Annotated in this window: 24 protein-coding genes; 7 read left to right on the top strand and 17 right to left on the bottom strand. The window is 68.4% G+C overall.

What is annotated here, in order from left to right:
* Positions 1-9 precede the first annotated feature (9 nt).
* Both ACWF4Z_RS27815 and ACWF4Z_RS27810 read left to right on the top strand, forming a co-directional pair.
* Positions 10-1338, top strand: coding sequence for a cytochrome ubiquinol oxidase subunit I (locus ACWF4Z_RS27815; protein WP_452246092.1), 1329 nt, complete (start codon positions 10-12; stop codon positions 1336-1338).
* A complete protein-coding gene (locus tag ACWF4Z_RS27810) occupies positions 1335-2540 on the top strand; it encodes a cytochrome d ubiquinol oxidase subunit II (RefSeq protein WP_452246091.1) in 1206 nt (401 codons plus the stop codon). The genes ACWF4Z_RS27815 and ACWF4Z_RS27810 overlap by 4 nt, the downstream gene beginning before the upstream one ends.
* A gap of 6 nt (positions 2541-2546) precedes the next feature.
* Here the strand turns inward: ACWF4Z_RS27810 and ACWF4Z_RS27805 are convergent, their stop codons facing one another.
* On the bottom strand, positions 2547-3134 hold the full coding sequence (locus ACWF4Z_RS27805; protein WP_452246090.1) for a hypothetical protein: 588 nt from the start codon (positions 3132-3134) through the stop codon (positions 2547-2549).
* Between the two features lie 253 nt (positions 3135-3387).
* Between ACWF4Z_RS27805 and ACWF4Z_RS27800 the strand changes: the two genes are divergently transcribed.
* Positions 3388-3576 (top strand): hypothetical protein, encoded by a 189-nt coding sequence (locus ACWF4Z_RS27800; protein WP_452246089.1) that lies wholly within the window; start codon positions 3388-3390, stop codon positions 3574-3576.
* Positions 3573-5000 carry an MFS transporter gene (locus ACWF4Z_RS27795; RefSeq protein WP_452246088.1) on the top strand — a complete coding sequence of 476 codons (1428 nt, stop codon included), beginning with the start codon at positions 3573-3575 and terminating at the stop codon, positions 4998-5000. Before ACWF4Z_RS27800 ends, ACWF4Z_RS27795 begins: the two co-directional genes overlap by 4 nt.
* Here ACWF4Z_RS27795 and ACWF4Z_RS27790 read toward each other — a convergent pair.
* The 3 genes from ACWF4Z_RS27790 to ACWF4Z_RS27780 form a co-directional block, all read right to left on the bottom strand.
* Positions 4981-5601: a DedA family protein gene (locus ACWF4Z_RS27790; RefSeq protein ID WP_452246087.1), complete on the bottom strand. Its 621-nt coding sequence runs from the start codon at positions 5599-5601 to the stop codon at positions 4981-4983. The genes ACWF4Z_RS27795 and ACWF4Z_RS27790 overlap by 20 nt on opposite strands.
* Positions 5602-5637: 36 nt before the next feature.
* Positions 5638-6249 (bottom strand): hypothetical protein, encoded by a 612-nt coding sequence (locus ACWF4Z_RS27785; protein WP_452246086.1) that lies wholly within the window; start codon positions 6247-6249, stop codon positions 5638-5640.
* A 135-nt stretch (positions 6250-6384) separates the two neighbouring features.
* Positions 6385-7293, bottom strand: a complete 909-nt coding sequence (locus ACWF4Z_RS27780) for a hypothetical protein (protein WP_452246085.1) — start codon at positions 7291-7293, stop codon at positions 6385-6387.
* A gap of 177 nt (positions 7294-7470) precedes the next feature.
* On the opposite strand from ACWF4Z_RS27780, the gene ACWF4Z_RS27775 reads away from it, so the two are divergent.
* Complete coding sequence (locus ACWF4Z_RS27775) at positions 7471-7839, top strand: response regulator (RefSeq protein WP_452246084.1); 369 nt, start codon at positions 7471-7473, stop codon at positions 7837-7839.
* Positions 7840-7901: 62 nt separating this feature from the next.
* On the opposite strand, the gene ACWF4Z_RS27770 is transcribed toward ACWF4Z_RS27775, so the two are convergent.
* The 4 genes from ACWF4Z_RS27770 to ACWF4Z_RS27755 all read right to left on the bottom strand — a co-directional run bounded on the left by ACWF4Z_RS27770 (position 7902) and on the right by ACWF4Z_RS27755 (position 11472).
* Positions 7902-8597 (bottom strand): response regulator, encoded by a 696-nt coding sequence (locus tag ACWF4Z_RS27770; RefSeq protein WP_452246083.1) that lies wholly within the window; start codon positions 8595-8597, stop codon positions 7902-7904.
* Between the two features lie 26 nt (positions 8598-8623).
* A complete protein-coding gene (locus ACWF4Z_RS27765; RefSeq protein ID WP_452246082.1) occupies positions 8624-9349 on the bottom strand; it encodes a YoaK family protein in 726 nt (241 codons plus the stop codon).
* Entirely contained in the window at positions 9346-9888 is a 543-nt protein-coding gene (locus tag ACWF4Z_RS27760; RefSeq protein ID WP_452246081.1) for a sigma-70 family RNA polymerase sigma factor, read from the bottom strand. Before ACWF4Z_RS27760 ends, ACWF4Z_RS27765 begins: the two co-directional genes overlap by 4 nt.
* 99 nt (positions 9889-9987) lie before the next feature.
* On the bottom strand, positions 9988-11472 hold the full coding sequence (locus tag ACWF4Z_RS27755; protein ID WP_452246080.1) for a GAF domain-containing sensor histidine kinase: 1485 nt from the start codon (positions 11470-11472) through the stop codon (positions 9988-9990).
* Between the two features lie 145 nt (positions 11473-11617).
* Between ACWF4Z_RS27755 and ACWF4Z_RS27750 the strand changes: the two genes are divergently transcribed.
* Complete coding sequence (locus ACWF4Z_RS27750; protein ID WP_452246079.1) at positions 11618-12580, top strand: aldo/keto reductase; 963 nt, start codon at positions 11618-11620, stop codon at positions 12578-12580.
* The gene (locus ACWF4Z_RS27745) at positions 12577-13461 is read left to right on the top strand and encodes an NAD(P)-dependent oxidoreductase (protein WP_452246078.1); all 885 of its coding nucleotides are present in this window, start codon (positions 12577-12579) and stop codon (positions 13459-13461) included. The genes ACWF4Z_RS27750 and ACWF4Z_RS27745 overlap by 4 nt, the downstream gene beginning before the upstream one ends.
* A 54-nt stretch (positions 13462-13515) precedes the next feature.
* On the opposite strand, the gene ACWF4Z_RS27740 is transcribed toward ACWF4Z_RS27745, so the two are convergent.
* The 9 genes from ACWF4Z_RS27740 to ACWF4Z_RS27700 all read right to left on the bottom strand — a co-directional run bounded on the left by ACWF4Z_RS27740 (position 13516) and on the right by ACWF4Z_RS27700 (position 24565).
* On the bottom strand, positions 13516-14292 hold the full coding sequence (locus ACWF4Z_RS27740; protein ID WP_452246077.1) for a phytanoyl-CoA dioxygenase family protein: 777 nt from the start codon (positions 14290-14292) through the stop codon (positions 13516-13518).
* A 91-nt stretch (positions 14293-14383) separates the two neighbouring features.
* Positions 14384-15253: a hypothetical protein gene (locus ACWF4Z_RS27735; RefSeq protein WP_452246076.1), complete on the bottom strand. Its 870-nt coding sequence runs from the start codon at positions 15251-15253 to the stop codon at positions 14384-14386.
* Positions 15250-15744 carry a SigE family RNA polymerase sigma factor gene (locus ACWF4Z_RS27730; RefSeq protein WP_452246075.1) on the bottom strand — a complete coding sequence of 165 codons (495 nt, stop codon included), beginning with the start codon at positions 15742-15744 and terminating at the stop codon, positions 15250-15252. Before ACWF4Z_RS27730 ends, ACWF4Z_RS27735 begins: the two co-directional genes overlap by 4 nt.
* 92 nt (positions 15745-15836) lie before the next feature.
* The gene (locus ACWF4Z_RS27725; RefSeq protein WP_452246074.1) at positions 15837-19109 is read right to left on the bottom strand and encodes an NPCBM/NEW2 domain-containing protein; all 3273 of its coding nucleotides are present in this window, start codon (positions 19107-19109) and stop codon (positions 15837-15839) included.
* Positions 19110-19118: 9 nt separating this feature from the next.
* Positions 19119-20129: a LacI family DNA-binding transcriptional regulator gene (locus ACWF4Z_RS27720; RefSeq protein WP_452246173.1), complete on the bottom strand. Its 1011-nt coding sequence runs from the start codon at positions 20127-20129 to the stop codon at positions 19119-19121.
* 71 nt (positions 20130-20200) lie between these two features.
* Positions 20201-21829 (bottom strand): CocE/NonD family hydrolase, encoded by a 1629-nt coding sequence (locus ACWF4Z_RS27715; RefSeq protein ID WP_452246073.1) that lies wholly within the window; start codon positions 21827-21829, stop codon positions 20201-20203.
* A complete protein-coding gene (gene dmpG, locus ACWF4Z_RS27710; protein ID WP_452246072.1) occupies positions 21826-22833 on the bottom strand; it encodes a 4-hydroxy-2-oxovalerate aldolase in 1008 nt (335 codons plus the stop codon). The genes ACWF4Z_RS27715 and dmpG overlap by 4 nt, the downstream gene beginning before the upstream one ends.
* Positions 22830-23774, bottom strand: a complete 945-nt coding sequence (locus ACWF4Z_RS27705) for an acetaldehyde dehydrogenase (acetylating) (RefSeq protein WP_452246071.1) — start codon at positions 23772-23774, stop codon at positions 22830-22832. The genes dmpG and ACWF4Z_RS27705 overlap by 4 nt, the downstream gene beginning before the upstream one ends.
* Positions 23771-24565 carry a 2-keto-4-pentenoate hydratase gene (locus ACWF4Z_RS27700; RefSeq protein ID WP_452246070.1) on the bottom strand — a complete coding sequence of 265 codons (795 nt, stop codon included), beginning with the start codon at positions 24563-24565 and terminating at the stop codon, positions 23771-23773. Before ACWF4Z_RS27700 ends, ACWF4Z_RS27705 begins: the two co-directional genes overlap by 4 nt.
* Positions 24566-24572: the final 7 nt, after the last annotated feature.

Here is a 24572-nt window from a genome sequence, read left to right as displayed (position 1 = left end):
GGGGTCAGCATGGACTACCAGGAGTACTTGTTCGAGGCGCGACAGATGCAGGCCCTCTCACTGGCCGTGCATATCCCGCTGGTCTGCTTCGGGATCGCGTTCCCGGTCCTGATCCTGTTCTGCGAGTGGCGGTACCTGCGGACCGGTCAGCAGATCTACCGGACGCTGGCGCGGCGATGGTCGAAGGTGATGGTCGCGCTGTTCGCGGTCGGCGTGGTGACCGGGACGATCCTCAGCTTCGAACTCGGCCTGCTGTGGCCGGAGTTCATGGCGAGGTTCGGCAACGTGTTCGGGCTCGGCTTCACGCTCGAGGGCTTCTCGTTCTTCGTCGAGGCCATCTTCGTGGGCATCTACATCTACGGCTGGGACCGCCTGTCGCCGCGGATGCATTTTCTGGCCGGGATCCCGGTCTCGATCGCCGGGGTGGCCGGATCGATGTTCGTGATCGCGGTGAACGGCTGGATGAACCATCCGGGCGGGTTCGGCCTGCAGGACGGCAAGGCGATCAATGCCCACCCGTGGTCGGCGCTGTTCGCCAACCCGTTCTTCTGGCACGAGTTCGTGCACATGTACTTCGCGGCGTACATCGTGGCCGGATTCCTGGTGGCTGTCCCGTACGCGTGGGGCTTCCTGCACGGCCGACGCGGCCGGTACCACCGCACCGCACTGAAGGTCGCACTGTCCGCGGCTTCCGTGGCGGCTCCCCTGCAGATCGTGATCGGCGACTGGGCCGCGCGGACGGTCGCAGAGGAGCAGCCGATCAAGCTCGCCGCCTTGGAGGGCCTCGGCGAGACCACCCGCGGAGCGCCGGAGCACCTGCTCGGCTGGTACAACGGCCATGAGGTGGTCTGGGGGCTCGGGATCCCGCGGCTGCTGTCGCTGCTCGCGTTCCACAACCCGAACGCAACAGTTCAGGGGCTCAACACTGTCCCCGTGGAGGATCAGCCGCCGATCAACGTAGTCCGGTTCGCCTTCCAGACGATGGTCGGGATCGGGACGCTGCTGGCCTTGCTCGGCCTGGTGTTCCTGTACGTCCGGTTCCGCCGCCGGCGGCTGCCCGAGTCGCGGTGGTTCTACCGAGCCGTCGTACTCGCCGGTCCCCTGGCGGTGGTCGCGCTGATCGCGGGGTGGATCACCACGGAGGTCGGACGACAGCCCTGGGTGGTGTACGGGATCATGCGCACCGCCGACGCGGTGACGGGCGCGTCCGGCATACCGATCGGGTACGCCGCTCTGTGCCTGGTCTACCTGGGTCTGGCCGGGGCGGTCGGGTGGTTGCTGCACCGGTTCAGCCGGGCGCCTCTCGACGACGATTCGGAGGCAGGTGCGCTGCCATGACCATCATCCCGATCCTCCTGATCCTGGCCGGCATCGTCGCGTACACCGTGCTGGCCGGCGCGGACTTCGGCGCGGGTCTGTGGACACTGCTGTCCGGTGGCGGGCGGGCCAGCTCGAAGGCGACCCGCGACCACGCCAGGCATGCGATCGGCCCGGTGTGGGAGGCCAATCACGTTTGGTTGATCTTCATCCTCGCGGTCTGCTGGACGACCTACCCGGTGGCGTTCGGATCGATCACCTCGACACTCGCCGTGCCGCTGTTCATCGCCGCCCTCGGGATCGTCCTGCGCGGCGCGTCGTACGCGCTGCGTGGACAGCTCGAGCAGGGCCGGGGGCAGCGCGCGATCGAGAACCTGTTCGCGTTGTCGTCGATCCTCACGCCGTTCGCCCTCGGGACGGTCGTCGGCGCCATCGCAAGCGGTCGCGTCCCGGTCGGCAACGCCGCCGGGAACCTCATGACCAGTTGGCTCAATCCCACGTCGATCTTCATCGGGGTGCTGGCCGTGGTGACCGGTGGGTACCTCGCGGCCGTTTACCTGGCGGCCGACGCCCACCGGCTCGGCGAAGACCTGCTGGAACAAGACTTCCGGGCCCGTGCGCTGATCTCCGGTGTGGTGGCCGGGGCGCTTGCGATCGCCGGTCTGTTCATCGTGCACGCCGACGCTCCGGCGTTGTCCCACGGTCTGATGCACGGCGGCGGTCTGGCCATGGTTGTTCTCTCCGGTGTGGCAGGCCTGGCCACGATGGTGATGGTCTGGCGCAGCCTGTTCGGCCCGGCCCGCGTCTCCGCGGCGCTCGCGGTCGCAGCCATCATCGCCGGCTGGGCGCTGGCGCAACGGCCACAGTTCCTGCCCGGCCTCACGGTCTCCCAGGCCGCGGCCGGCCGGTCCACGCTGATCGCCGTCCTCGTCGCGGTCGCCGGTGGCGCGATCGTGCTGATCCCGTCGCTGATCCTGCTGTTCCGGCTGTTCCTGCTCGGCCGCCTCGGCGCCGCGGAGAGCCCCGACGGCCAGGTGACCGCCGTACCCACGGCGTCCCGCGAACCCAACCGCCGCACGCTCTCCGCCGTCGCAGTCATCGCTCTGCTCGTCGGTGCGGGCCTGACCGTACTCGCGCCAACCGGCTGGCTCCTTGCCGTAGGCATCGTTCTGCTGGTCGTGTGCGCCGCTACCACCTTCGGCCTGTCGGCGACGTCCGACTAGCGCCGGCTAGACCGTCCAGTGGAAGCCGGCGGCGAGGTTCAGCGTGACAGCGAACGTCAGATACATCAGCCACACCCCGGTCACCACGCGAATCAGGCCGAGGACGGACTCGAAGAAGCGCACCCCGAAGACGACGAAGAAGTCGGCGATGTAGACCCCGGCCAGTCCGATGAACAACAGTCCGACCGGCCAGTCCCCGGCGTGGAAGAAGACGGTCGCACCGAGTGCGGAGATGACCGTGAACGCGATCGACATACCGGCGTTCGGCCGCGGATCGTTGCCCCGGTAGCGGTTCCAGCCGAGGGCGAGCCAGTGAATCCCGTACGCCGAGAAGGCGAGGGCCGCCATGTAGAGGGTCCGGTCCGCGCCGAAGACCTGGAACCAGGTCAATCCGATGAACAGGATCAGGCCGGTCACCAGTTGGCACAGGCCCGGCATCCACAGGCCCCAGACGCCGAGCGAACGGTCGACCCGCTCGTCCCGGCGGGGAAATCCGAACAGCTCCTGCGTTCCCCAGATCAGATAGCCGGTGCCCAGGCCGAAGAAGCCCAGGGCGAGCGGCGGAAATTGTGAGGCCGCGAAGGTGAGATTCATGAGGCCGTCTCTTCTCCAGATTCGTGATGACGGACTCGTCCGAGCCCGTACTCCCACCATCGCGACGGCTCACCTCCGTGTCGCTACGGCTGACTTCAAAGCGGTATACCCGCTGGCCAGCATCGCGAATGGGGGCTGATGGCGATGCCAGGCACGCTCCTGGCCAGCCATCGTGGTGAGGGTGGATAACAGCAGCGATACAACCCAGCCGATCTGGCTGAGGATCTGGCAATCTGCTCGGCAGGGATCTGTGATGCCTTCGGCGATGGCGATCCATGTGTCTGTCGAGCTCCATGTCGCTCACAAGTCGGGCGTCCCGTTGACCATTCAGCAACTGCGCAAGGCCGGTGTCTACTCGGTTCGGTACGACGAGGACAGCGACCGCATGTTGCACGAGGTGTTCGCGCCGTACGGAATCCCTTATCGGCAGGCGATTGGATGAGCACCGCCGTTGACGGTTCGCCGGCGACGGGACATCCGCTGCGCTGGCGGACCTTGGGAGTCAGTCAGCTCGCCGCGTTCATGGCCCTGCTCGACGTCAGCATCGTCAATGTGGCGCTGCCCTCGATCGAGCGGGGCCTCGGTGTCTCGGCAGGAACGGCGCAGTGGGTCGTGTCGGGGTATGCGCTCAGTTTCGGACTGGCGCTCGTACCGGCCGGTCGGCTCGGTGACGCGCTGGGACGGCGCCGGATGTTCCTGATCGCGCTGGCGTCGTTCATCCTGACCAGCGCGCTCACCGGCGCGGCACCGACCATCGGGCTGCTGATCGGTGCACGCCTGCTGCAAGGGATCGCGGGCGGGATGCTCCTGCCACAGAACTCGGGCCTGATCCAGGAGCTCTTCCAGGGACCCGAACGGGGTAGGGCGTTCGGCATCCTCGGTGCAACGGTCGGAGTCGCGACCGCGACCGGCCCTGTCGTCGGTGGACTGATCATCACTCTGATCGCCGGTGCCGACGCCTGGCGCTGGGTGTTCTACGTCAACGTGCCGATCGGCCTGGTCGCGCTGCTGCTGGCAGCGCGGTGGGTTCCGGGGCGTTCCGGAGCCGGCCGCCGTGTCCACCTGGACCTGGTCGGGTCGATGCTGCTGGGAGCGGGTGTGCTCTGCCTGCTGCTCCCAGCAGTGGATGCCGAGAGCAACGGTCTGGGCCACGACTGGTGGCTGCTCGTCGCCGCCGTCGTGCTGCTGACCGCCTTCGCCCGCTGGGAGCTACGGACCGTACGACGCGGTCGCCAGCCGGTGCTCGATCCACATCTGGCCCACACCTCCGGCTTTGCCACCGGCTCGCTCATCGGCATGGTCTACTTCGTCGGATTCACCGGTATCTGGCTCGTGCTGGCACTGTTCTTCCAGGACGGGTACGGCTACTCGCCGCTGCGTTCCGGGCTGGCCGTGACTCCGTTCGCGATCGGGATCGCGGTCTCCGCGGCGATCGCGGGCCGTCTGGTCTCGAGATTCGGTCGGGTACTGACGGTGGCCGGGCTGACGGCAACGATTGTCGGGCTCGTCGCCACCGCGCTGCTGCTGCGGCATGTCGGTGGCGACACCGCGGCGTGGGTCGCCGCCGGACCGCTGCTGCTGGCCGGTCTCGGAGGTGGCATGGTCACCTCCCCCAACGTGACGCTGTCCCTTCAGCACGTCCCCGTCCAGATGGCCGGCGCGGCGGGTGGCGCCCTGCAGACCGCGCAGCGAATCGGCTCGGCGATCGGTACCGCCGTACTGGCGACGATCTTCTACCGCGTGCTCACGAGCTCTGCACACGACTACTCGCGAGCTGCCTCGGACGCGCTGCTGAGCGCCTCCGCACTCATGGTCGTGGCCTTGCTGATCGCTACCGCAGACCTCGTTACGCACCGCCGTCAGTGAGCCGGCGCTTCTTCCGGCGGCGCAGTACGACGAAGACAGCGACCGCCAACGCGATCACGGCCAGCGGCACATAGGTGATGTAGTGGTCCAGCTGCGTCAGCGAAGCCGAGAAGGCGTAGCCGAGTAGGACACAGCCCGCGCCCCAGACCACCGCACCGGCCACGTTCCACGGTAGAAAGGTCCGGAGATACCGCATCCGGGCCATGCCGGCCAGGCCTGGCATCAACGCCCGCAGACCTGCGGTGAACCGGCCGAGCAGTACGGCGCGACCGCCGTACCGGCGAAGGAAGTCATCGGCACGCACCCACCGATCGTCACCGACCCGGCGACCCAACGCCGACGAGCGCAATCTCGGGCCGAGCCGACGACCGACCTCGTACCCAACGCTGTCGCCAAGGGCCGCCGACCCGACAGCCACAGCCACCATCGGCCACAACGAGATCCAGCCCTGGTGGGCCGCGAATCCGGCCACCACCAAGGCTGTCTCTCCGGGCAGAACCAGCCCGACCATCACGGCGGCCTCGGCAAACGCGAGTGCGCCGGCGATGACGTAGAACCACGGCCCGAGCTGTGCACCGATCTGCTGCAGGAATCCGAGCATTGTCAGGGCGCCCTTCGTCGGCTGATCGGTGCCGTCCTAGCGAGGATCTCCGCCGTCCTCGCCGGCGAGGAACCGGCTGGGATCGCCCGCGGCGCTGGCGTTCCGCTCCAGCCAGGCGCTCAGCCCGCGGGGATCCCGGCGTTCGAGTTCATCCAGATAGTGCTGTCTGGCTTCCACGATGCGCAACCGAGCGGCCGCTGTGGTGGCGCCACGGAGGGCTTCGTAGCTCTCCTGCCAACGCCGGCACAGCTCAGCCGTAGTCAGCGCGCGGCTGTGGGCGACCTGCCCGCGTCGCCGAGTGATCCGGCGCATGACCGGCGGTGACGTCACAGCGAGAATAGCCAGCAAAGACGGCCCCGCGATACCGAGCAGGACGATATAGCCCGCGAACGCGACGACGGCTGCGATCACCGCGCCGACCGTGAGAGCTGCGTTCCACGCTCTGGCGGCGAGAGGTGCGCCCTGCGACTTGGACCAGCGACTGCTCGCAACGGTCGATCCGATCAGCGCACTGATGAAAAAGAGACCGAATACACCGGCGGGCGATACCAGGAAGAGTCCTGCGACCACGCCGAGTACGACGACTACGCCGCACGCGACGCTCCAGACGAACTGGTAGACCTGCCAGGGGTGGGTGCGGCGTCTCATCTCGATACCTCTCGGAAGTGCGGGATTGCACTCTTGAAGCATCGCGCGGAGCGTGTGGTGTTGTCGTCGACGTGAGCACCAAGTAGATGGGCGTGCTGACCGGAGTTCTGCTGTGCCTGCTAGCTGGAACTGCTGTCAGGGCTTCGGGGTCACCACGGCGTAGATGTGGTGGAACCCGATCACACTGAGGTCGCCGTGTTCGAAGGCCTGCACGCTGAGGTGGCCGACCGTCGCATACCCGGGCTCGTAGTACGTCAGGTCGTCGCCGGTGCGGCCGATCAGCAGGATGTAGTGCCGCGGGACCCAGTTGCCGATCAGGACGGGCACTGGGTGACCCTCGCCGGCCGCCTCGGCCGCGTCCGTCCGGGCCGACCGATCAGCGAGTCTGGGCTGGTAGCGGGTTCCGAGAACGCCGGCGTACCGGTTGAGCTCCGCGCTCATCCCGAGCGGGGTCGAGCCGAGCCGTTGCGGCCAGAAGCGGTTGGTCGCCGCGTGAATGCGGTCTTCCTCGGCGGTCAGCCGCGCCTGGAACTGCTCCGGGGCGGCGTCCGAACGTGCGGTGCTGTCACCGGTCGTGAGGTAGAGCGCGTAGTAGGGGTCGGTCATCGCGCGCGCCATCAGGAGGGTCATCGGCCCGCAGCTCGTGTCGTCGGGCTGCTGCACCGGCGCCGAGCGGTAGGCCACCCAGCCGGATCCGTCCGGTTCGAGCAGGTCGAGGTGAGTGTGCAGCCAGCGTGGCCGCTTGCCCCGGATCAGACCGGCGAACGAGGCGACCTCGTCGGCGGTATGTCCGGCGGCGACCACGTCGACGACGTACGGCCGCTCGTCGCGGCCGGCCGCCGCCATCGTGGCCTGCACCCGGTCGCGGTCGGTCGGCGACATCGCGTCCAACCGCTCCCCTGCCCGCTCCGCCGGTGACTGCGTGGCGACCGGATCCTGGTGCGCGACGGCGGGCGTCTGGGCGAGCGCCAACTGCGGGCCGAGCCCGTACGACGCCAGCGAGAGCAGCATGGCCGTTGCCCTCAGCATCGATCCCATCTTCACGACCTACACCTCTCCACGGCACCAGGGTTCTGTCACTTCCCACGGTGCCGATCGGGCGGCCGGATTTCGTCACTGCGAGCGGGCGTCCGTCGTACCGGATAGCCGGAAGCCCGGACCCGGGCACGGTTGCAGCTAGCCGGATTGTCCGGCCGTCGGACAGTTCGGCATGCTGGAGCCATGGAGTTGCGCTGCTTGATCGTCGATGACAGCCCTCATTTCCTGGCGGCTGCCCGCGGTCTGCTGGAGCGCGAGGGCATGCAGGTCGTGGCCGTGGCCTCGACCGGGGACGAGGCTGTCCGCCTCGCCCTGGAGCTCGGGCCGGATCTCGCCCTGGTCGACATCGATCTCGGCCGCGAGAGCGGGTTCGACGTCGTCCGCCGGTTGACCTGCGAGACCGCCCTGCAGGCGGCCGGCGTGATCCTGGTGTCCACCCACGCCGAGGAGGACTTCGCCGACCGCATCTCGGCCAGCCCGGTCGCCGGTTTCCTGCCCAAGACCAGACTGTCGGTCCCGGCGATCCGCGGCGTGCTGGGACTCAGCGCTTGATCCTGGGCCTGATCCTGGGCCTGATCCTGGGCCTGCTCCTGATCCTGGGCCTGATCTTGGGCCTAGCGCGTCTCGAGGAACGTGACCACCGCGAGCACCCGGCGGTGGTCGTCGTCGGTCGCAGGCAGGCTCAGCTTCGCCATGATGTGCCGGACGTGCTTCTCCACCGTGCCCTCGGTCACCCACAACCGCCGGGCGATGCCGGCGTTCGAACGGCCCTCGGCCATCAGCGCGAGGACCTCCTGCTCCCGCTCGCTCAGTCCCCCCAGCGGGTCGTTGCGGCGGCGCATGCTGACCAGCTCCTGCACGAGCGCGGGGTCGATCACCGAACCGCCCTTGACGATCCGCTCCACCGTCTGGAGGAACTCGTCCACATCGGTGATCCGCGTCTTCAGCAGATAGCCGATCCGTTCACCGGTCGCCAGCAGTTCCATCGCGTGCTCGACCTCGGTGTGGGCCGACAGCACCAGGATGCCGATCCCCGGCAGCTCCGTGCGGATCTGGCGGGCGGCGTCCAGACCCTCCGTGGTGTTCGTGGGCGGCATCCGGATGTCGAGCACGACCAGATCGGGTTGCTCGTCGCGCACCAGCGGGAGGATCCACGCGCTGTCGCCGGTCTGCCCGACCACCTCGAAGCCCGCCTGCTGGAGGAGCCTCGCGAGTCCTTCGCGCAGGAGTACGTCGTCCTCGGCAAGCAGCACCCGCGTCGGAGCGGCGGCATTGGCGCCGCTCGGCTGTGGTGACGTGCCGGTCGTCATGGCAAAGAGTATCCCCGATGACGCCGTCATGCGACGTGAGTCCAGGGCGCACGGGATGACGCCAGCCGCTGAGCCGTCAGACAGACCGTCGCGAGCAGCACCAGGGCGACCAGGAGGGGCACGGTGTGCCAGCCCGCGCGCTCCAGAAGTGCTCCGACCAGCCCGCCGAGGAACATGGCCGACGCGGAGAGCAGACGGCGGCCGGCCCTCGATCCGGGACCACCTGCCAGGCGGCTGTCAGCCGCCGTACCCGTGATGGTCAGCGTCAGCACTGTGGTCGTGAGATCGGGAACCGCCAGCCACCGGGCCACTGCGTTCTGCACACCCAGCCCGAGGCCGAGCAGGACGAGGAGCGGATAGCGGGTGCCGTCCGCTCCGAGCACCGCGGCCACTGCGAACGCGGCGCCGACGAGCACTACCTCGACGACCAGCGCGTGGTACAGGACTCGGGCCCGATGCGCGTCACCGCCGCGAATGATGCGCCCGCACACCAGGGCTCCCGCGGCGAAAGCGAGCAGCGCAACGATCGCGGCCAGCAGCGAGAAGCCCGGTACGCCGGCGATCGCGAATCCACCGAACACGACGTTCCCGGTCATGTTCGCCACGAAGACGTGCCCGAGCGACAGATAACTGAACGCGTCGACCAGGCCGGTGACCACCGTGAGCACGAGCATCAACGGCTGCAGCGGGCCGTGCCGATCCCCTTCGCGCGGTACGGCGGTATGCCACGCCTCGCTCAGCAAGCTGGTCACGACGCACGCTCCAGGTCTGCCCGCAGGGCTCGGCGGCCGCGGTGGATTCTCGACATCACGGTTCCCCGGGGGATCCCGACGATGTCGGCGATCTCCTGGTAGCTGAATCCCTGGACGTCGAAGAGCAGGACGACGCGCCGGTAGCGCTCAGGCAACGACGTCAGCGCCGCTTGCAGTCCCTGGTCGGGGATCGCATCCAGCACGGCGGTTTCCGCCGAGGCCGCGACGCTGTGCAAGACAGGGCCGGGGTTGTCCTGCCAGTCGTTGTGGGAAACGGTCACCGGCTCGCTCTGGCGCTTGCGATAACTGGTGATGAAGACGTTGCGCTGGATCCGGAACAGCCACCCACGCAGGTTGGTTCCGGGCTCGAATCCCGCGAAGCCGCGATAGGCGCGCAGGTAGGTCTCCTGCAGCAGGTCCTCCGCATCGGCGGGATTTCCGGTCAGCCGCAGCGCACCGACGTACAAGCGTTGCCGAAGCGGGACCGCCTCGGCCTCGAATCGCTCCTTGAGCTCCTGGGTACTACGCTGTGATCGCACCCTTGGAGCATCGCGCGGAGCAGGCGGTGCCGTCGTCGCGGTGAGCACCCAACCGACAGGCCCGGTGGCGGGAATCCAGGCATGCCCGCTAGCAGGAACTCAGCTCCCGATCGGGAGCTCGCAGATGGCCGTCGTACCGCGGCCGGGCGGGCTGTCGACGACGAAGGAGCCGCCGAGAGCGTCGAGCCGGTCCTTGAGTCCGACCAGCCCTGAGCCGAGCGCGGGATCGGCGCCGCCGATGCCGTCGTCCCGTACGACCAGCAGAAGCCTCGAGGTGGACACCTCCGCGCTCACTTGCACAGTGGTCGCCTGCGCGTGTTTGGCCGCGTTGGCCAGCATCTCCGAGACGACGTAATACGCCGCAACCTCGACCGCCTCGGGCAGCCTGCCCTCGATCCGGGCTTCGAGCTTCACCTCCACGACCGACCTGCGGGCCAGCGCCCGCAGTGCCGGGCCCAGCCCCGACTCCGACAGAACCGCCGGGTGGATCCCGCGGGCGATCTCGCGGAGCTCGTCGATCACCTCGACGAGCTCGGCGGCGATCTGCTCGATCTCGGCCCGGGTCTCCTCCGGCCCGGTGAACCCGGTCGCCGCCGACCGCAGCCCGAGTGCCAGCGAGACCAGGCGCTGCTGGGCGCCGTCGTGCAGGTTCCGCTCGATCCGGCGACGGGCCTCGTCCGACGCCGACACCAGCCGTGCCCTCGAGGTCATCACCTCCGCGCGGCTCTGCGCGTTGGCCACCGCCGTCGCGACCAGGCTGGTGAAGTCCGTCAGCCTGTCCTCGACGCCGGCCGGCAGGGGTCCTTCGCTGGATCCGAGGGCGATCAGGCCCCAGACTCGCCCGTCGACCTGGACCGGCATCGCGACGGCCGCGCGGAGGCCTTCGCGCAGGTACGGTTCGCCGCCGGGGACCGCGGCGTAGTCGTCGATCCGCGCGGCCCGTCCGGTGCGCTGGACCGTCGCGGTCAGTCCGGTCGGCGGATAGCCCTCCCACGGCTCACCGATCCGCACGTGCGGTCCGGTCGTACCTTCGCTCGCGACCAAGGTCGCCGTACCGCCGGGCTCGAAGCGGATCATCCGGGCCGTGTCGCCGCCGAAGTGCCGCAACACCTCCTCTGTCACCGCCCCGAAGACCACCGCAGGCGCTTCGCCGGCCGCGACCAGCAGGGCCAGCCGACGTAAGGAGGCCTGCGTGTCGGCCATGTCACCGCTGGCCTTCTCGGCTTCGACGGACCGACGGCCCGCATCGGTGGTCACCGCGCCGACGATCACCGCCATCACCAGGAACAGCACCAACAGCAGGACTGTGGCCGCATCCAGCGCACGCAGCGGAGGCAGGATGTACCAGTCGTACGCCAGGATCACGACGACGCCGACCGGCAGGGCATACATGATCCCGCTGAGCCGAGCGATGCCGAAGACAACGATCAGCAGGACCACGCCGACGATGACCACGGGCACGTGACCGCGAGCCGCCGTACACACGACAGCGGCCAGGACGAACGCAACGACGCCCGCGGCCAACGCGCCCACACACTCCAGCAGCAACGGTCCGCGGAGTCGCAACCATCCGAGGCTCAGCACTCGTCGAGCGTCCCACCGCCGTCCGGACCGCACAACCATTGTTCCCGCTACCAGGGGCATACGAGGACGGCTGCCCGGGACGATTCCGCCGGCCCGGCTGGCGATGCTGGGGACAGCATCGAGTCGACGGAAGTGAGTGAAGACGATGAGACAGGCAGGAATCAAGGCTGTGTCACTGGGTGACACCGGGATGGAGATCAGCCGGATCGGGTTCGGAGCATGGGCGATCGGCGGTGGCGGCTGGGAGTTCGGCTGGGGGCCGCAGGCCGACGACGACTCGATCGCTGCGATCCACCGGGCGCTGGCGGGTGGGGTGAACTGGATCGACACCGCCGCGGCGTACGGCTTCGGACGCTCGGAGGAGGTCGTCGGGCGCGCTATCGCGGGGATGTCCGCCGACGAACGCCCGTACGTGTTCACGAAGGCGTCGCTGCTCGAGGGGCGGTATCGGACCGTCGTCCACAGCCTGAAGCGCGACTCGATCCTGCGCGAGGCCGAAGCGAGCGTGAAACGGCTCGGCGTGGACGCGATCGACCTTTACCAGATCCACTGGCCGAACCCCGAGGAGGATCTCGACGAGGGCTGGTCGGCGATGCTCGAACTGAAGGAAGCGGGCGTCGTACGCCACATCGGTGTCTCGAACTTCGACATCCCACAACTCCGGCAGATCCAGGAGATCGCGCCGGTGGAGACGCTGCAACCGCCGTACTCGCTGATCGACCGCGGGATCGAGGGCGAACTCCCGTACGCCGACGCCCACGGGATCGGCGTGATCGCGTACTCACCGATGGCCTCCGGGATGCTCACCGGCGCCATGACCCGCGAGCGGATCACGCAACTGCCGAACGACGACTGGCGCCGGACCGACGAACGCTTCCGCGAACCACATCTGTCGGCGAACCTCGCGCTGGTCGAGCGCCTCAAGATCGTTGCCGCCCGGTACGACGTGACCCCGGGAGCGGTGGCCGTGGCCTGGACGCTGCGCAATCCGGCCATCGACGGAGCGATCGTCGGCGCACGCCGACCCGATCAGGTCGACCCGGTCCTGGCCGCGGCCGGACTCGAACTCGACGCCGCCGATCTCGCCACGATCGGAGCGGACCGATGACGAACACAGCGAACCACCGCCCGGTCATCGGCTTCATCGGCCTTGGGCACATGGGTGGTGCAATGGCCGGACGGCTCCTTGGAGCCGGGTACGAGGTGTACGGGACGAGCCGGACCCGGGCACGGGCTGAACAGCTTGTTGCCGACGGTCTGCGCTGGATCGACGACGTTGCAGCCCTGGCGAAGACGTCCGAGGTCGTCTTCACCTCGATTCCGGACGACGCGGCTCTCGAAATGGTTGCTGACAGCATCATTCCGGACCTGGCCGAGGGTCAGGTCTGGATCGACATGAGCACCGTGAGCCCGCGGGCCAGCCGGGCCGTGGCCGAACGTGTCCTGGCCACCGGCGCCCGGTTCCTCGACTCGCCGGTGTCCGGGAGCGTCCCCCAGGTGCAGGCCGGAACGCTCACGATCATGGTCGGCGGGGACGAGGACGCCTACCACCGGGTCGAGCCGATCCTCGACGAGCTCGGGCGTCCGACGTACATCGGCGGAAACGGCCAGAGCCTCGCGCTGAAGCTCGGAATCAACATCAGCCTCGCGGTGCAGGTCCTGGCGATGGCCGAAGGCTTGCTGCTGGCCGAGCGATCCGGGGTCGACCGTGAGCTCGCCCTCCGGGTCATGACCGCCAGCCCGATCGGTTCGCCGATGCTGCAGGCCCGTGAGCCACTTCTGCTCGATCTCCCCGAAGAGGCCTGGTTCGACATCCGCCTGATGCAGAAGGACCTGGTCCTGGCCCTCGAAGCCGGCCGCACCCTGGCCGTCCCGTTGCCCACCGCCACCAGCGCGGACGAGATGCTCACCCTCGCCCGAGCCCTCGGCTACGAACGCCGCGACATCGCCGGCGTCTTCGAGGTCCTGGAACGCCTGACCGACCACTGAGCCAGGGCCCTGACCTTCTACCGCCCGGGCGTGGAAGGTCAGGGCCCTTCAGGATCAGATCGGGAGTGGGTCGTAGTTGGCGCCGAAGGGGGCGTCCGGGCGGGTGAACTCGCCCATGAGGGCTCGCCGCAGGGGCGTGGTGCGCTCCAGGAAGTCGGGGTCGTTGCTCAGACGGTCGGCTGGGCGGACCCAGGGTGGGCTGTAGACGTAGTGGGTGGTGTAGCGGTCGTAGTCGCCGTCGTGGCGGAAGGTCCGGTGCCAGACGCCGTTGTGGAACACCAGGGCGGCGCCGGCCTCGGCGCAGACGACGTGGCCGATCGCGATGTCGCCCTTGCTCGCACGGATCGAGTCGGGGAGACCGACCCGCGAGCGGTGGCTGCCGGGGATCAGCTCGAGGTTGCCCATGCCGGGCACGGTCTGATCGGTGAGCAGGTAGGACACCCGGAGTTGAAGCAAGGGAACGGGGTAGCCCAGGTCCTTGAAGTCGAAGGCGGACGAACCGTCCTGGTGCCAACCGCCGTTCCCCGCATGGGCCGGTTGCATGGTGTTCCAGCCGGCCTGCAGGACGAAGCGGTCGCCGAGCAGGCCCTGCACCTTCGGAAGGACGTCGGGGTGATCGATGAGGCGCTCGAGAACCGGCTCGCTCTCGTAGGTCCGGCCGATCTGACCGAACTCGCGGTCCCGGCTCTCGTGCAGACGCCGCGACACCTCGTAAGCCTCGGCGGCCTCGTCCTTGGTCAAGACGTTGGGAATCACGAAGTAGCCCCACGACTCGAAGATGAAGCGATCGGTTTCGGTCAGCTGACCTTTGTCGACGACGGGATCGAGCATCAGGTGTCCTCTTCTGCATGCCGTTGGAATCGTTTCCCGGACGACCAGATCCTGACCCGTGTCGTAGTACCGATAAACATCGAACAGTCGATCAGCTGCTGATCTTGAACTTCGGGGACAGCACGGCCTCGGCCAACTGCTGGGTGGTGAACACCGGTTGGGTCAACGCCGGCCGGCCCGAGCTGTCGCTCTTCTTGACCTGCGCGAGGTACACGACGGTCCCGTCGTCGTACCGGTAGGCGGCCCACTGGTCATACCCGACCCGCTCCTTGGCCGTCACCACCCCGACCTTCTGACCGCCGGCGTTCACGACGGTGCAGGTACCGTTCCCGAACCGCAGGGCCAGCTTGCAGGGGGTCGTCGCCTTCTTCCTGTCGGGCGTGGTCGACTGCACCCGCAACTGGCCGACCCCGTTGTCCTTCTGCACCGGGATCGAGGCCAAGTACGCCCAGTAGTCCGGCTCACCGTCAGCCGACGCGTACTGGGCCTCCGGCCAGTTCATCGGGCGGCCGTCCGGGAACTTCAGGTTCGGCGCGGTGAACCCCGCGGGGAGTGACGCGGTCAGGTCGTGCAGCAAGGTCACCGCCCGATCGACGCGAGGACCGGTAGTCGCCGTACGGTCCACCTGGCCCTCCGGCCACGGGTCACCCGACTTGCGCGTCGTCGGCGCCGCGGTGGGGGTCGTAGCCTTTGGCGGCGCCGTAGAGCCGGGCCGCGTCGTACCGGTGCTGCCCGCAACCATCGGCCCCGACGACCGGTCGCCGCTGTAGTTGGCGACCACTGCGGAAGCGGCCGCGACGCCGACCATCAACGGTACGACGGCTGCCACGCTCAGCGTCACCGTACGCCGCTTCCGCGCCCGGCGGGCCTGGTCGAGAGCGCGCGCAGGATCCATCGACGGCGGCGGACTGCTGCGCACCATCACGTCGTGCAGGGCCTCGTTGAGATCCTCTTCGTTCATCGAACCTTCTCCTCGTCAAGTAGACCGCGCAGCGTTGCGAGCCCGCGCGCGGCCTGGCTCTTCACATTTCCTTCCGAGCAATCGAGCATTGCGGCCGTCTGCTCGACGGACTGGTCCTCCCAGTACCGCAGCACCAGAACGGCGCGTTGCCTCGGCGGCACCTTCGCGAGGGCGTCCAGCAGTATGAGCCGGTCGTCGGGGCGCGCGGACGACGGCGCCGGCCGATCGATCTCCTGAGACCCGACCGACTCGTTCCGGAACCACCCACGCCGCCGTTCGGACAAGAACGTCCGTACGAGCGTCTGCCTGGTGTAACTGTCCATGGCCTCGTGCCGCTGGATCCGCCGCCACACCAGATAGATCTTCGTGAACGTCTGCTGGACCAGATCCTCCGCCCGATGCCAGTCACCACACAGCAGGTAAGCCGTGCCACGCATAGCGTCGGACCGTGCCGCGAAGTACGCCTCGAACGCAGCATCCCGATCACTCATCTGTCTCCCCCATCCTCGCTACCGGGTTAGACACGCCTACAACCCCGAAGTTGGTTGCATCATCCCGCCAAGCGTTCACGCAGAGCCGGTGGTCAGGGCAAGCGGTAGAGGGTGGGCGCCGCCCAGTCGGCGTGGTCGGAGTTGTTGCCGTCGCCGGCGTCGGTGACTCGTAGGGTCAGGTGCTGGACGCCGAGCACGTCCAGGTTCACCTGTTGCGGTTCGGAGCCGCCGTGCAGCACCGGCGACTCGTACAGAAGTTTTCCGTCGGCCTCCACCTGGAAGACGATCGAGGAGTACGGCGAAGTCCGCTGGAAGTCGTCGACTCCGACCGTGGCGCTGAAACGCACGTCGGACGGATCGAGGGTGTAGACGATCTCGGAGTTCGCGTGCGTACCGATCCCCTTCGGATACTCCACACCGGCCAAGGAGATCGGGCCTCCGGAGACCGCGCGGTCGTGGCCGATCGAGCCCCAGCCGATGGTTGCCGAGTCCGCCTTTCGGTCGCCCAGTGCGGTAGCGGTCAGGTTCGTCGGCAGCGGCTGCTCGTCGGCCACCGCAGGACGTCCGGCCCCACGCTCGTTCGTCGACGTCACCCGATACCGCCACGGACCGCCGGCCGCGTTGCGATCCACCCAACCGTCACCAACGACGGTCGAGGCCACCGGTACGAAGGTGTCCGACCCGGCCGGCGCCCGTTCGACAGTGGCGGTCAGCGCGTCGGCAGCGCTCTTCCAGCTCAGGGCGACCCGGTCCCCCGACCGGTACGCACCGAGACCAGTCGGAGCTGCGGGCGCCGCCGCAGGCATGGTCCGGAAGCTGTGCGGAAGGCCGCGCACCGGCTGTTCCTGATGAGTCCGGGCGTTCACCGCAGTCACGGACCAGTAGTACGTACGACCAGCCTCAAGCCGCGGAGCCACCGCCGTCGTCCCGTTCACAGTCCAGCTGCGAACGACGTCCTTCAGCTGGGCGTCCTTGGCCACCGTGACCCGGTACTCGGTCGCGTTCACAGACCGACTCCACTGGAGCACAGCATGACTAGGAGCGACCCGGTCACCGCCGTCCGTCGGAGACGTCAGCGTGAAGTCATCCGGAGCCGTCGTAATCGCGTCGCCCCACCGCTTCTGGTCGTTCCGGCCAACCGCCTCGGCGGTTACGTGCTCTCCAGGGCGTAGGGAGACAGTGACCGAGCTGACAGCCTTCCCACGCTGCAGGGTGTGCTCCGCGCGTACGCGGCGACCGTTGACCGCAATCTGCTGATAGCCCCCGTAGAAACTGATCGTGGTCTTCAGTGGCTGCGGTCCGCTGTTGTGGGTCACTGTGGTCCGAGTAGCGCCCTCATGCCGTACGCCGAGATCATTCGCCCCCACCGTGACGTGGTCGAGGTTGAGCCAGCCGATCTCCTTGGGCAGCCGGGACAGGGTAGAGACCGCGTGCGCCGGGGCGTCCGGCACGATCCCCGCGAGCCCCTCGACCGTCTGGGACAGCAGGGTGTAGCTGACCTCGGGATAGTCGCCGTTCGTCCCCTGCTGCGGGACCTCGTGCGGCTTGCCCAGTACGGCGATGATGTCCTTCATCCACGCCCAGCCCTGCTCAGTCCGTCCGTACTTGAACATCACGTCCGGGACATACGTGCTGGACTCGATGTTGGTCGGCCGGTTCGCGACGTAATTCGTGTACATGTAGTCCAGGAACTCGTCGGTCTTGCGGCTGTTCGGGTCGATGATCTCGTCGTACGCCATGAACATCGAGTTCTCCTGACCCCACCCGGCGACCTTCGCGCCGTCGGGGGTGCGACCGCGGACGTACTCGTCGGTGCCGAGCGCGGTCCCCCAGTCCTTGTTGAAGTACGTGAAGAGCTGGGCAGCGCGAGCGTCGAACTGCTTGGCGAGCGCGACGTCGCCCCGGGCGCGTGCCAGGTCGGCGTACCCACGGAACGCCTGGTACTGCGTGGCGATGCCGTCTCCCGCCTCGATCATGTCGGCGTCGGCCCGCTCGTTGTAGCTGGCCGCGCCGTACCAGATCCCCTGGCCGGTCCCCTCTGCCACGCCGTTCGGCAACTGCTTGTCGTGCAGCTCGACGAACTTGGTCACGGCCTTGGTGTAGAAGTCCCAGAGCACAGGGTCGTCGAGATACGTACGGTCGCCGGTCCAGCGGTACTGCTCGGCGGCCTTGTCGACCAGCTCGAAGACGGCAGGAACCTCGCGGACGAAGTAGTCGTCGCTCGGGTGGTCCAGGAAGTAGGGGCTGCCGTCGAAGTTGAGCGCCCACAACGGGTACCAGCTCCGCGCCTCGGTCGAGGTGGCGGCGTACGCCTGCAGCATCGACTTGTTCTCCAGGTCCAGCCCCAGCAGGTGTGCTCCAGCGGCCTGATGCGCGTAGTCCCTGATGTAGAAGGCGGTCCGGTTGGCGTAGCCGGCCCAGTAGGAGGGGATGTAGTCGGCCTGGCGTGCGTCCGGCGGAACGGGTCCCTCGACGTCGACGGGACCACGCTTGCCGGTCTGGACGTGCTGCCGGGCGCGCCACTTGGCCCAGTTGAAGGTGTTGACGAGTTCGTCGTTCGAGCTGCTGATGACGATGCTCTTCTGTTCCTCGACCACGGTCACGGTCCACGACGACTGGTGACCCTGGCCGTCGGTGATCGCGAACTGCCGGGGCTGGGTGTAGTCCAGGGGTTGCGCGGGATCCGGGGCGATGGTGCTGCCCGCAGGAAGTTCGACGACGGCCGTCAGGGCTTTCCGAGAGGACTCATACGGCACCTGGACGCTCACCGTGCGGGCGTCGTGGTCGATCACCGACGGACCCTGCTGGCCGTTCACCGTGAAGCTCAGCAGCTCGCGCAGGTCGTCGAACACCGACACATCGTCGAGGTTGATCCAGTTCTCCGTACTGCTCGACACAAACACCTCCACGTGCTGCCCGGCGGACAGCTCCACCGGCTCGAGAGAATAGGAGTGGTACGACGGATCGACCGGCAACGTCCTGGACACCAGCACCTGGCCGGTGTCCGTGTCGCGGAGCCCGAAGACGCCACCAGCGCCGTTCACCCCGATCCAGGCCGACGCGGTGTAGTTGCCGGCGGCATCGACCGTCAGGCTCTGGGCCACCTCGTACCCGGTGCCGGCATCGAGATAGGCCAACCCCTGTCCGGAGTGCGGGTTGTTGGTGGCGCGTCCTGCGCCGGCGGTGAACCTCCACGGCTCACTGCCCGCCTCGAACCCGCCGTTCACCACCAGCTCGTGGCCGGTGGCGGCGGACACGCCGCTGGCCGGGACCGGCGCGATGAGCGGGACGAGAGCAAGGATGCACAACCCGATCAGCAGCAATCGACCGGTCCGGGACAGAGCTCTGAAGCTGATGGGCGGCATCGCGTGCTCCTAGTGAGTTCGGCGGGCGGGCGCGATCGAGGCGCCGGGCAGGAAGGTGCAGGGAACCAGCTGGGGTGGAGTCCGCGTCCCGGACTCCAGGTGGTCGACCAACAGCGCGACGCCGAGCCGCCCGAGTTCCGCACCGGGAGACTGCATCATCGTCAGGGCGGGGGACGACATGGTCGAGATCTCCCCCGTCGTACCGAGTGCGATCACCGACACGTCCTCCGGCACCCGCAGCCCCGCCTGACGGACGCCGACCATGACCCCGAGCGTCGCCTGCTCGTTGCGCACCAGGATCGCAGTGACATCTGGATGCTCGGCAAGCAGAGTCTGGGTGGTGTCGGCCCCCGCCGACGCCGTCTGCTCACACCCGACGGTGATCGACCGCAAGCCGCGTGCGGCGACGAGACGCGCGAAGGCCTCGTCGGTGCGGACCTGAGGTCCGTACCCAGGCAAAGCCCCGCGGCCACCTTCTTCACCGATCAGCGCAACGTGCCGGTGCCCGAGCGACTCCAGCTGATCGAGGGCGCCGGACACCGTGGCGTCGAAGTCGATGTCGACGTACAGCTCACCAGAAGGATCAGCGGTCCGACCGATCATCGCGAACGGGGTACCCGCCGCTCGCAGCGCGGTCACCCGCGGGTCGTCGAGCAGCACCTCCATCAGCAGCACCCCGTCGACAAGCCCGGCCGACAGCAGGTCCGTCAGCCCGACCGCATCGTTGCTGATCGGCCACAACGTCAGGTGGTAGTCGGACCGGTTCGCAGCGGTGGCAGCGCTGGTGAGGAACTCCAGCGACGTAGTCCCGAGGCGCCGCTCCAGCGACGGATACACCAGCGCAAGATTCTGCGTACGCCGGATCGCCAGCGCTCGCGCGGCCCGGTTGCGCTGGAAGTTCAACGCGACCATCGCGGCTTCGATCTTGGCCCGCGTCGCCGGCGTCACGGCTTTCGTCCCGTTCACGACGTACGACACCGTCGCAATCGAGACCCCGGCCCGATCCGCAACCTCCTGCATCGTCGTCACGCGCCGAAGTTAAGCGCTTAGCCAGCGGAACACAAGACCTCAGCAGCAAACCCCCCTGACGCTCAGCTCTGCGGAGTCGGTCGCGGCTGGTCGGGCTCGGTTGTAACCGGCAGCAGGATCGCCGAGGGGTGATCCAGTCCGAAGTGCAACTCCTGGTCGGCCGGCAGCAGAGTGATCGCGTCCCCGAGCGCGTCCCCGGTGCCGGGGTTGCGGGCGTAGCGAGGGAAAGCCCCGCTCGAGACCTGGACGCGGATCCGATGGCCGCGCTTGAAGCGGTACGCCGTCGGCCACAGCCGGACGGCGACCTCGGTGAGTTCGTCGGCTCCCGTCACGCTGGTCAGGCCGTCGCACACGTTCCACGACCGTCCGCCGGCGTCGACGTCACAGAGCCGGACGAAGACATCGGCGTACGGCAGACTCGACCGGAACCAGATCGTGGCGCTCACCGGTCCGACCACCTCGACGTCCTCGGTGAGGATGTCGGTGGTGTAGGTGAGGACGTCCGCCCGGGCTTCCAGCGACGTGTTGTCCACCTTGCCACCGTGGCTCATGCTGATGCCACCGGCTGCCGGAGTCGGGTCGCTCGGTTCGTACCGGTACCGGTCGACGCCCTCGGTCGGCTTGGTGGACAGTGTGCGACCGGCGCCGAGGTAGTAGCTCACGGCCGGATAGCCCTGCGGTGGCCAGGACGCGAAATCCCGCCAGACCTCCTCCCCCATCACATACAACCGCACCGGTGCGCGCTCGGCCGGCTGCTCACCTCTTGCCAAGGGCAACGAAAAGTCGAGCGACTCGGTCACGACGCTGCCGAGGGGCTGGCTGTGCGTCCACGGGCCGACGGTCAGGCGGGCGAACCGGCCCGCCGCGCGGAGCACCTCGAAGTCGCGGAGTTGCCCCGGCAGAAAGATGTCGTACCAGCCGCCCACCAGCGATACGGGGACCTGCGTGTCCGCGACCGACCGGGAGTGATCCATGCGATCCCAGAACGGCTCGTCCGCCCGGTACCGCAGGACGTTCTGGAAGTACGCCGACTGCCGGCCGACGGCCGCGACATCCGCGTCGCGCAGGGGCAGCGTCCTGATCGCCCGGCGGGTCCGACGGCTCTGGACGGGCATGCGGAGCAGCGCGAACGCTCCTTCCTGCGTGGCGATCTGAGCCGCCCACTCGAACGGCGGCTCCAGTGCGACCCCGTCCGCGCGCATGAACTCCTTGGTCAGCGCCGACTCGGTGACGACCGGCACCATCGCCTTGGCCTGCGGAGGCAACGCATCCGCCACCGCCCATTGGACGTAGCCCAGATAGCTCGCCCCGGTCAGCACCATCGCATCGCCGAACCACGGCTGCGCAAGCATCCACTCGATGGTGTCGAGTCCGTCGTCCCGCTCCTGCCGGAACGGATCCATCGTCCCGCCGGACCCGAAACCCCCACGGGTCGACTGGATGAGGACCTGAAACCCGCGCTCCGCCAGCGGCCGGGACAGCATGATGCCCAGGACTCCCGCGCGGCCGTACGGCGTACGAATCAAGGCTGTCGGGAGTCCCGCGCCGCCGGTCTGCGGACGCCAGTGGTCGGCGAGCAGCTCGACGCCGTCGCGCATCGGCACCCGCAGGCCGCGATCGACCGTGAGCTTCCGCGTCGGTGGCGCCGGCAGCTTCAGCCACCGCTGGATCAGGTGACTCCCAATACTCATGTCGTTCCCGTCATGGTCAGCGCGATGTCCACGATCATGTCCTCCTGGCCACCGACCAGACCACGGCGACCGACCTCGACGAGGATGTCACGAACGTCGATTCCGTACCGCTGCGACGCGGCCTCGGCGTGCCGCAGGAAGGACGAGTAGACCCCGGCGTACCCGAGTGTCAGCGTCTCCCGGTCGACGCGCACCGGGCGATCCTGCAACGGCCGGACGAGGTCGTCGGCAGCGTCCTGCAAGGCGAACAGGTCGCAACCGTGTTTCCAGCCCTGAAGGTTGGCAACGGCAACGAATGCCTCGATCGGCGTGTTGCCCGCGCCCGCGCCGTGGCCGGCCAGCGAGGCATCGACCCGGGTCACGCCTTCCTCCACCGCGACGACGGAGTTGGCCACGGACAGGGACAGGTTCTCGTGCGCGTGGATACCGAGCTCGGTCGCCGGATCCAGCACGTCGCGATAGGCCCGGATGCGCGCTCGTACGCCGTCCATCGTGAGCCGTCCACCGGAGTCGGTGACGTACACGCACTGAGCGCCGTACGACTCCATCAGCTTGGCCTGCGCAGCCAGCGACGCGGGGTCCGTCAGGTGGCTCATCATCAGGAATCCGGCCACATCCATGCCGAGCTCGCGCGCTGTCGCGATATGCTGCGCGGCAACGTCCGCCTCGGTGCAATGCGTCGCCACGCGCACCGACCGCACCCCGAGGTTGTGTGCCTGCTCGAGCTCCTTGATGGTGCCGATGCCCGGCAGCAGCAGGGTGGTGAGGCGCGCGGTGTGGATGTGCGCCGCCGCGGCCTCGATCCACTCCCAGTCGGTGTTGCTTCCCGGCCCGTAGTTGAGCGATCCGCCCGCAAGGCCGTCGCCGTGCGCCACCTCGATCGCGTCGACACCAGCCGCGTCCAGTGCAGAGACGATCCGCCCGACGTCCTGCGGTGCGATTCGGTGCCGTACGGCGTGCATTCCGTCCCGCAAGGTGACGTCCTGGACGAAGATCGAGGTCATGCCGGCTCCCGTTCGAGATGCTCCGCGATGCGTTCGCCGACACGCAGCGCTGCCGAGGTCATGATGTCCAGGTTCCCGGCGTACGACGGAAGATAGTGGGCCGCGCCCTCAACCTCCAGGAACACGCTGACCTGGTGACTCGCCGGCCGTCCGCCGGTGAGGGTGTGGATGGGCTGGCCATCCGGCACAGGAGTGATCTGGACCCGCTGCTTGAGCCGGTAGCCAGGGACGTACGACGCGACCTCGGCAGCCATCGCGTCGATCGACTCGCGGATCCGATCGTGGACGGCCGCGTCCCGGTCGTCGATCAGCGCCAGCACGGTGTCGCGCATGATCAGCGGCGGTTCGGCCGGGTTGAGGACGATGATCGCCTTGCCACGAGCCGCTCCCCCGACGGACACGATCGCCTGCGAGGTGGTCTCGGTGAACTCGTCGATGTTCGCGCGGGTTCCGGGTCCGGCGGACCGGGACGCGATCGACGCGACGATCTCGGCGTACGCGACCGGCACGATCCGCGCGATCGCCGCGACGATCGGAATCGTTGCCTGCCCACCACAGGTGACCATGTTGACGTTCGCGGGCAGAGCCTCGAGGTCCAGGTTGACGGCCGGTACGACGAACGGCCCGAGCGCCGCCGGGGTGAGATCGACCAGGCGCTTGCCGTAGGGCTCCAGCTTGGCCGCGTTGGCCCGGTGCGCGGCGGCCGAGGTCGCGTCGAACACGATCGCGATCTCGCCGAAGTCCGCATGCCCGATCAGGCCGTCCACGCCGTCGGCGGTCGTCGCGATCCCGAGCCGCTCGGCGCGGGCGAGTCCGTCCGAGGCCGGATCGATCCCTACCAGCGCGGCCAGCTCCAGCGTCTGGGACAGCCGGAGCACCTTGATCATCAGATCGGTGCCGATGTTGCCCGATCCGATGATGGCGACCTTTGTCCTGCTCATGCGCCTGCCCCGAAGATCGCGGTGACCTCGCCAAGCCCGGACAGCTGTGCCCGTACGGTGAGCCCGGGTGTCACCGGCGCCATCGGACCCAGCGCCCCGGACAGGATCACCTGCCCGGCTCTGAGTGGATCGCCGAGGTCACGCGCAGTCCGCGCGAGCCAAGCGAGCGCAGCGAGCGGATCGCCGAGGCACGCAGCGCCGTTGCCCTTGGCCACGACCTCACCGTCGAACATCATCTCCATCTCCACGGCGACCGGCTCGACCTCGTCGAGCGTGAGCGGTCTGTCGCCGAGGACGAACAGTCCGGACGACGCGTTGTCGGCCACGGTGTCGCCGAAGGTGATGTCCCAGCCGGCGATCCGGCTGTCCACGATCTCGAGTGCGGCCACGGCGGTCGCCACCGCCGCGCGCACCTGGCCGGTGTCGAGCGGACCGTCGGTGAGATCGGCGCCCAGGACGAACGCGATCTCGGCCTCGATTCGCGGTTGCAGCAGCCCGGTGAGCGGGATCGGCGCCGATCCACTCACGTCCATCTCGTCGAACAGGACGCCGAAGTCGGGCTGCGAAACGCCCAACTGGCGCTGTACGGCGGCTGAGGTCAAGCCGATCTTGCGTCCGACCACCCGAGCGCCGCGCGCGGCCCGGTCGTGATTCACCCGCTGCTGTACGGCGTACGCCGTAGCGGCATCGTCGGCACCGATCAGATCCCTGACCGGTGCGCACGGTTGTCCATTGGAGGCCGCTGCCTGCAGCCTCCGGACCGCGTCCTCGAGGTTCGACTCATCTGTCATGACCTCC

This window comes from Kribbella sp. NPDC055071, assembly GCF_053608045.1.
The sequence above is the reverse complement of the archived record's forward strand: the minus strand, read 5'-3'. Positions and strand labels throughout refer to the sequence as shown.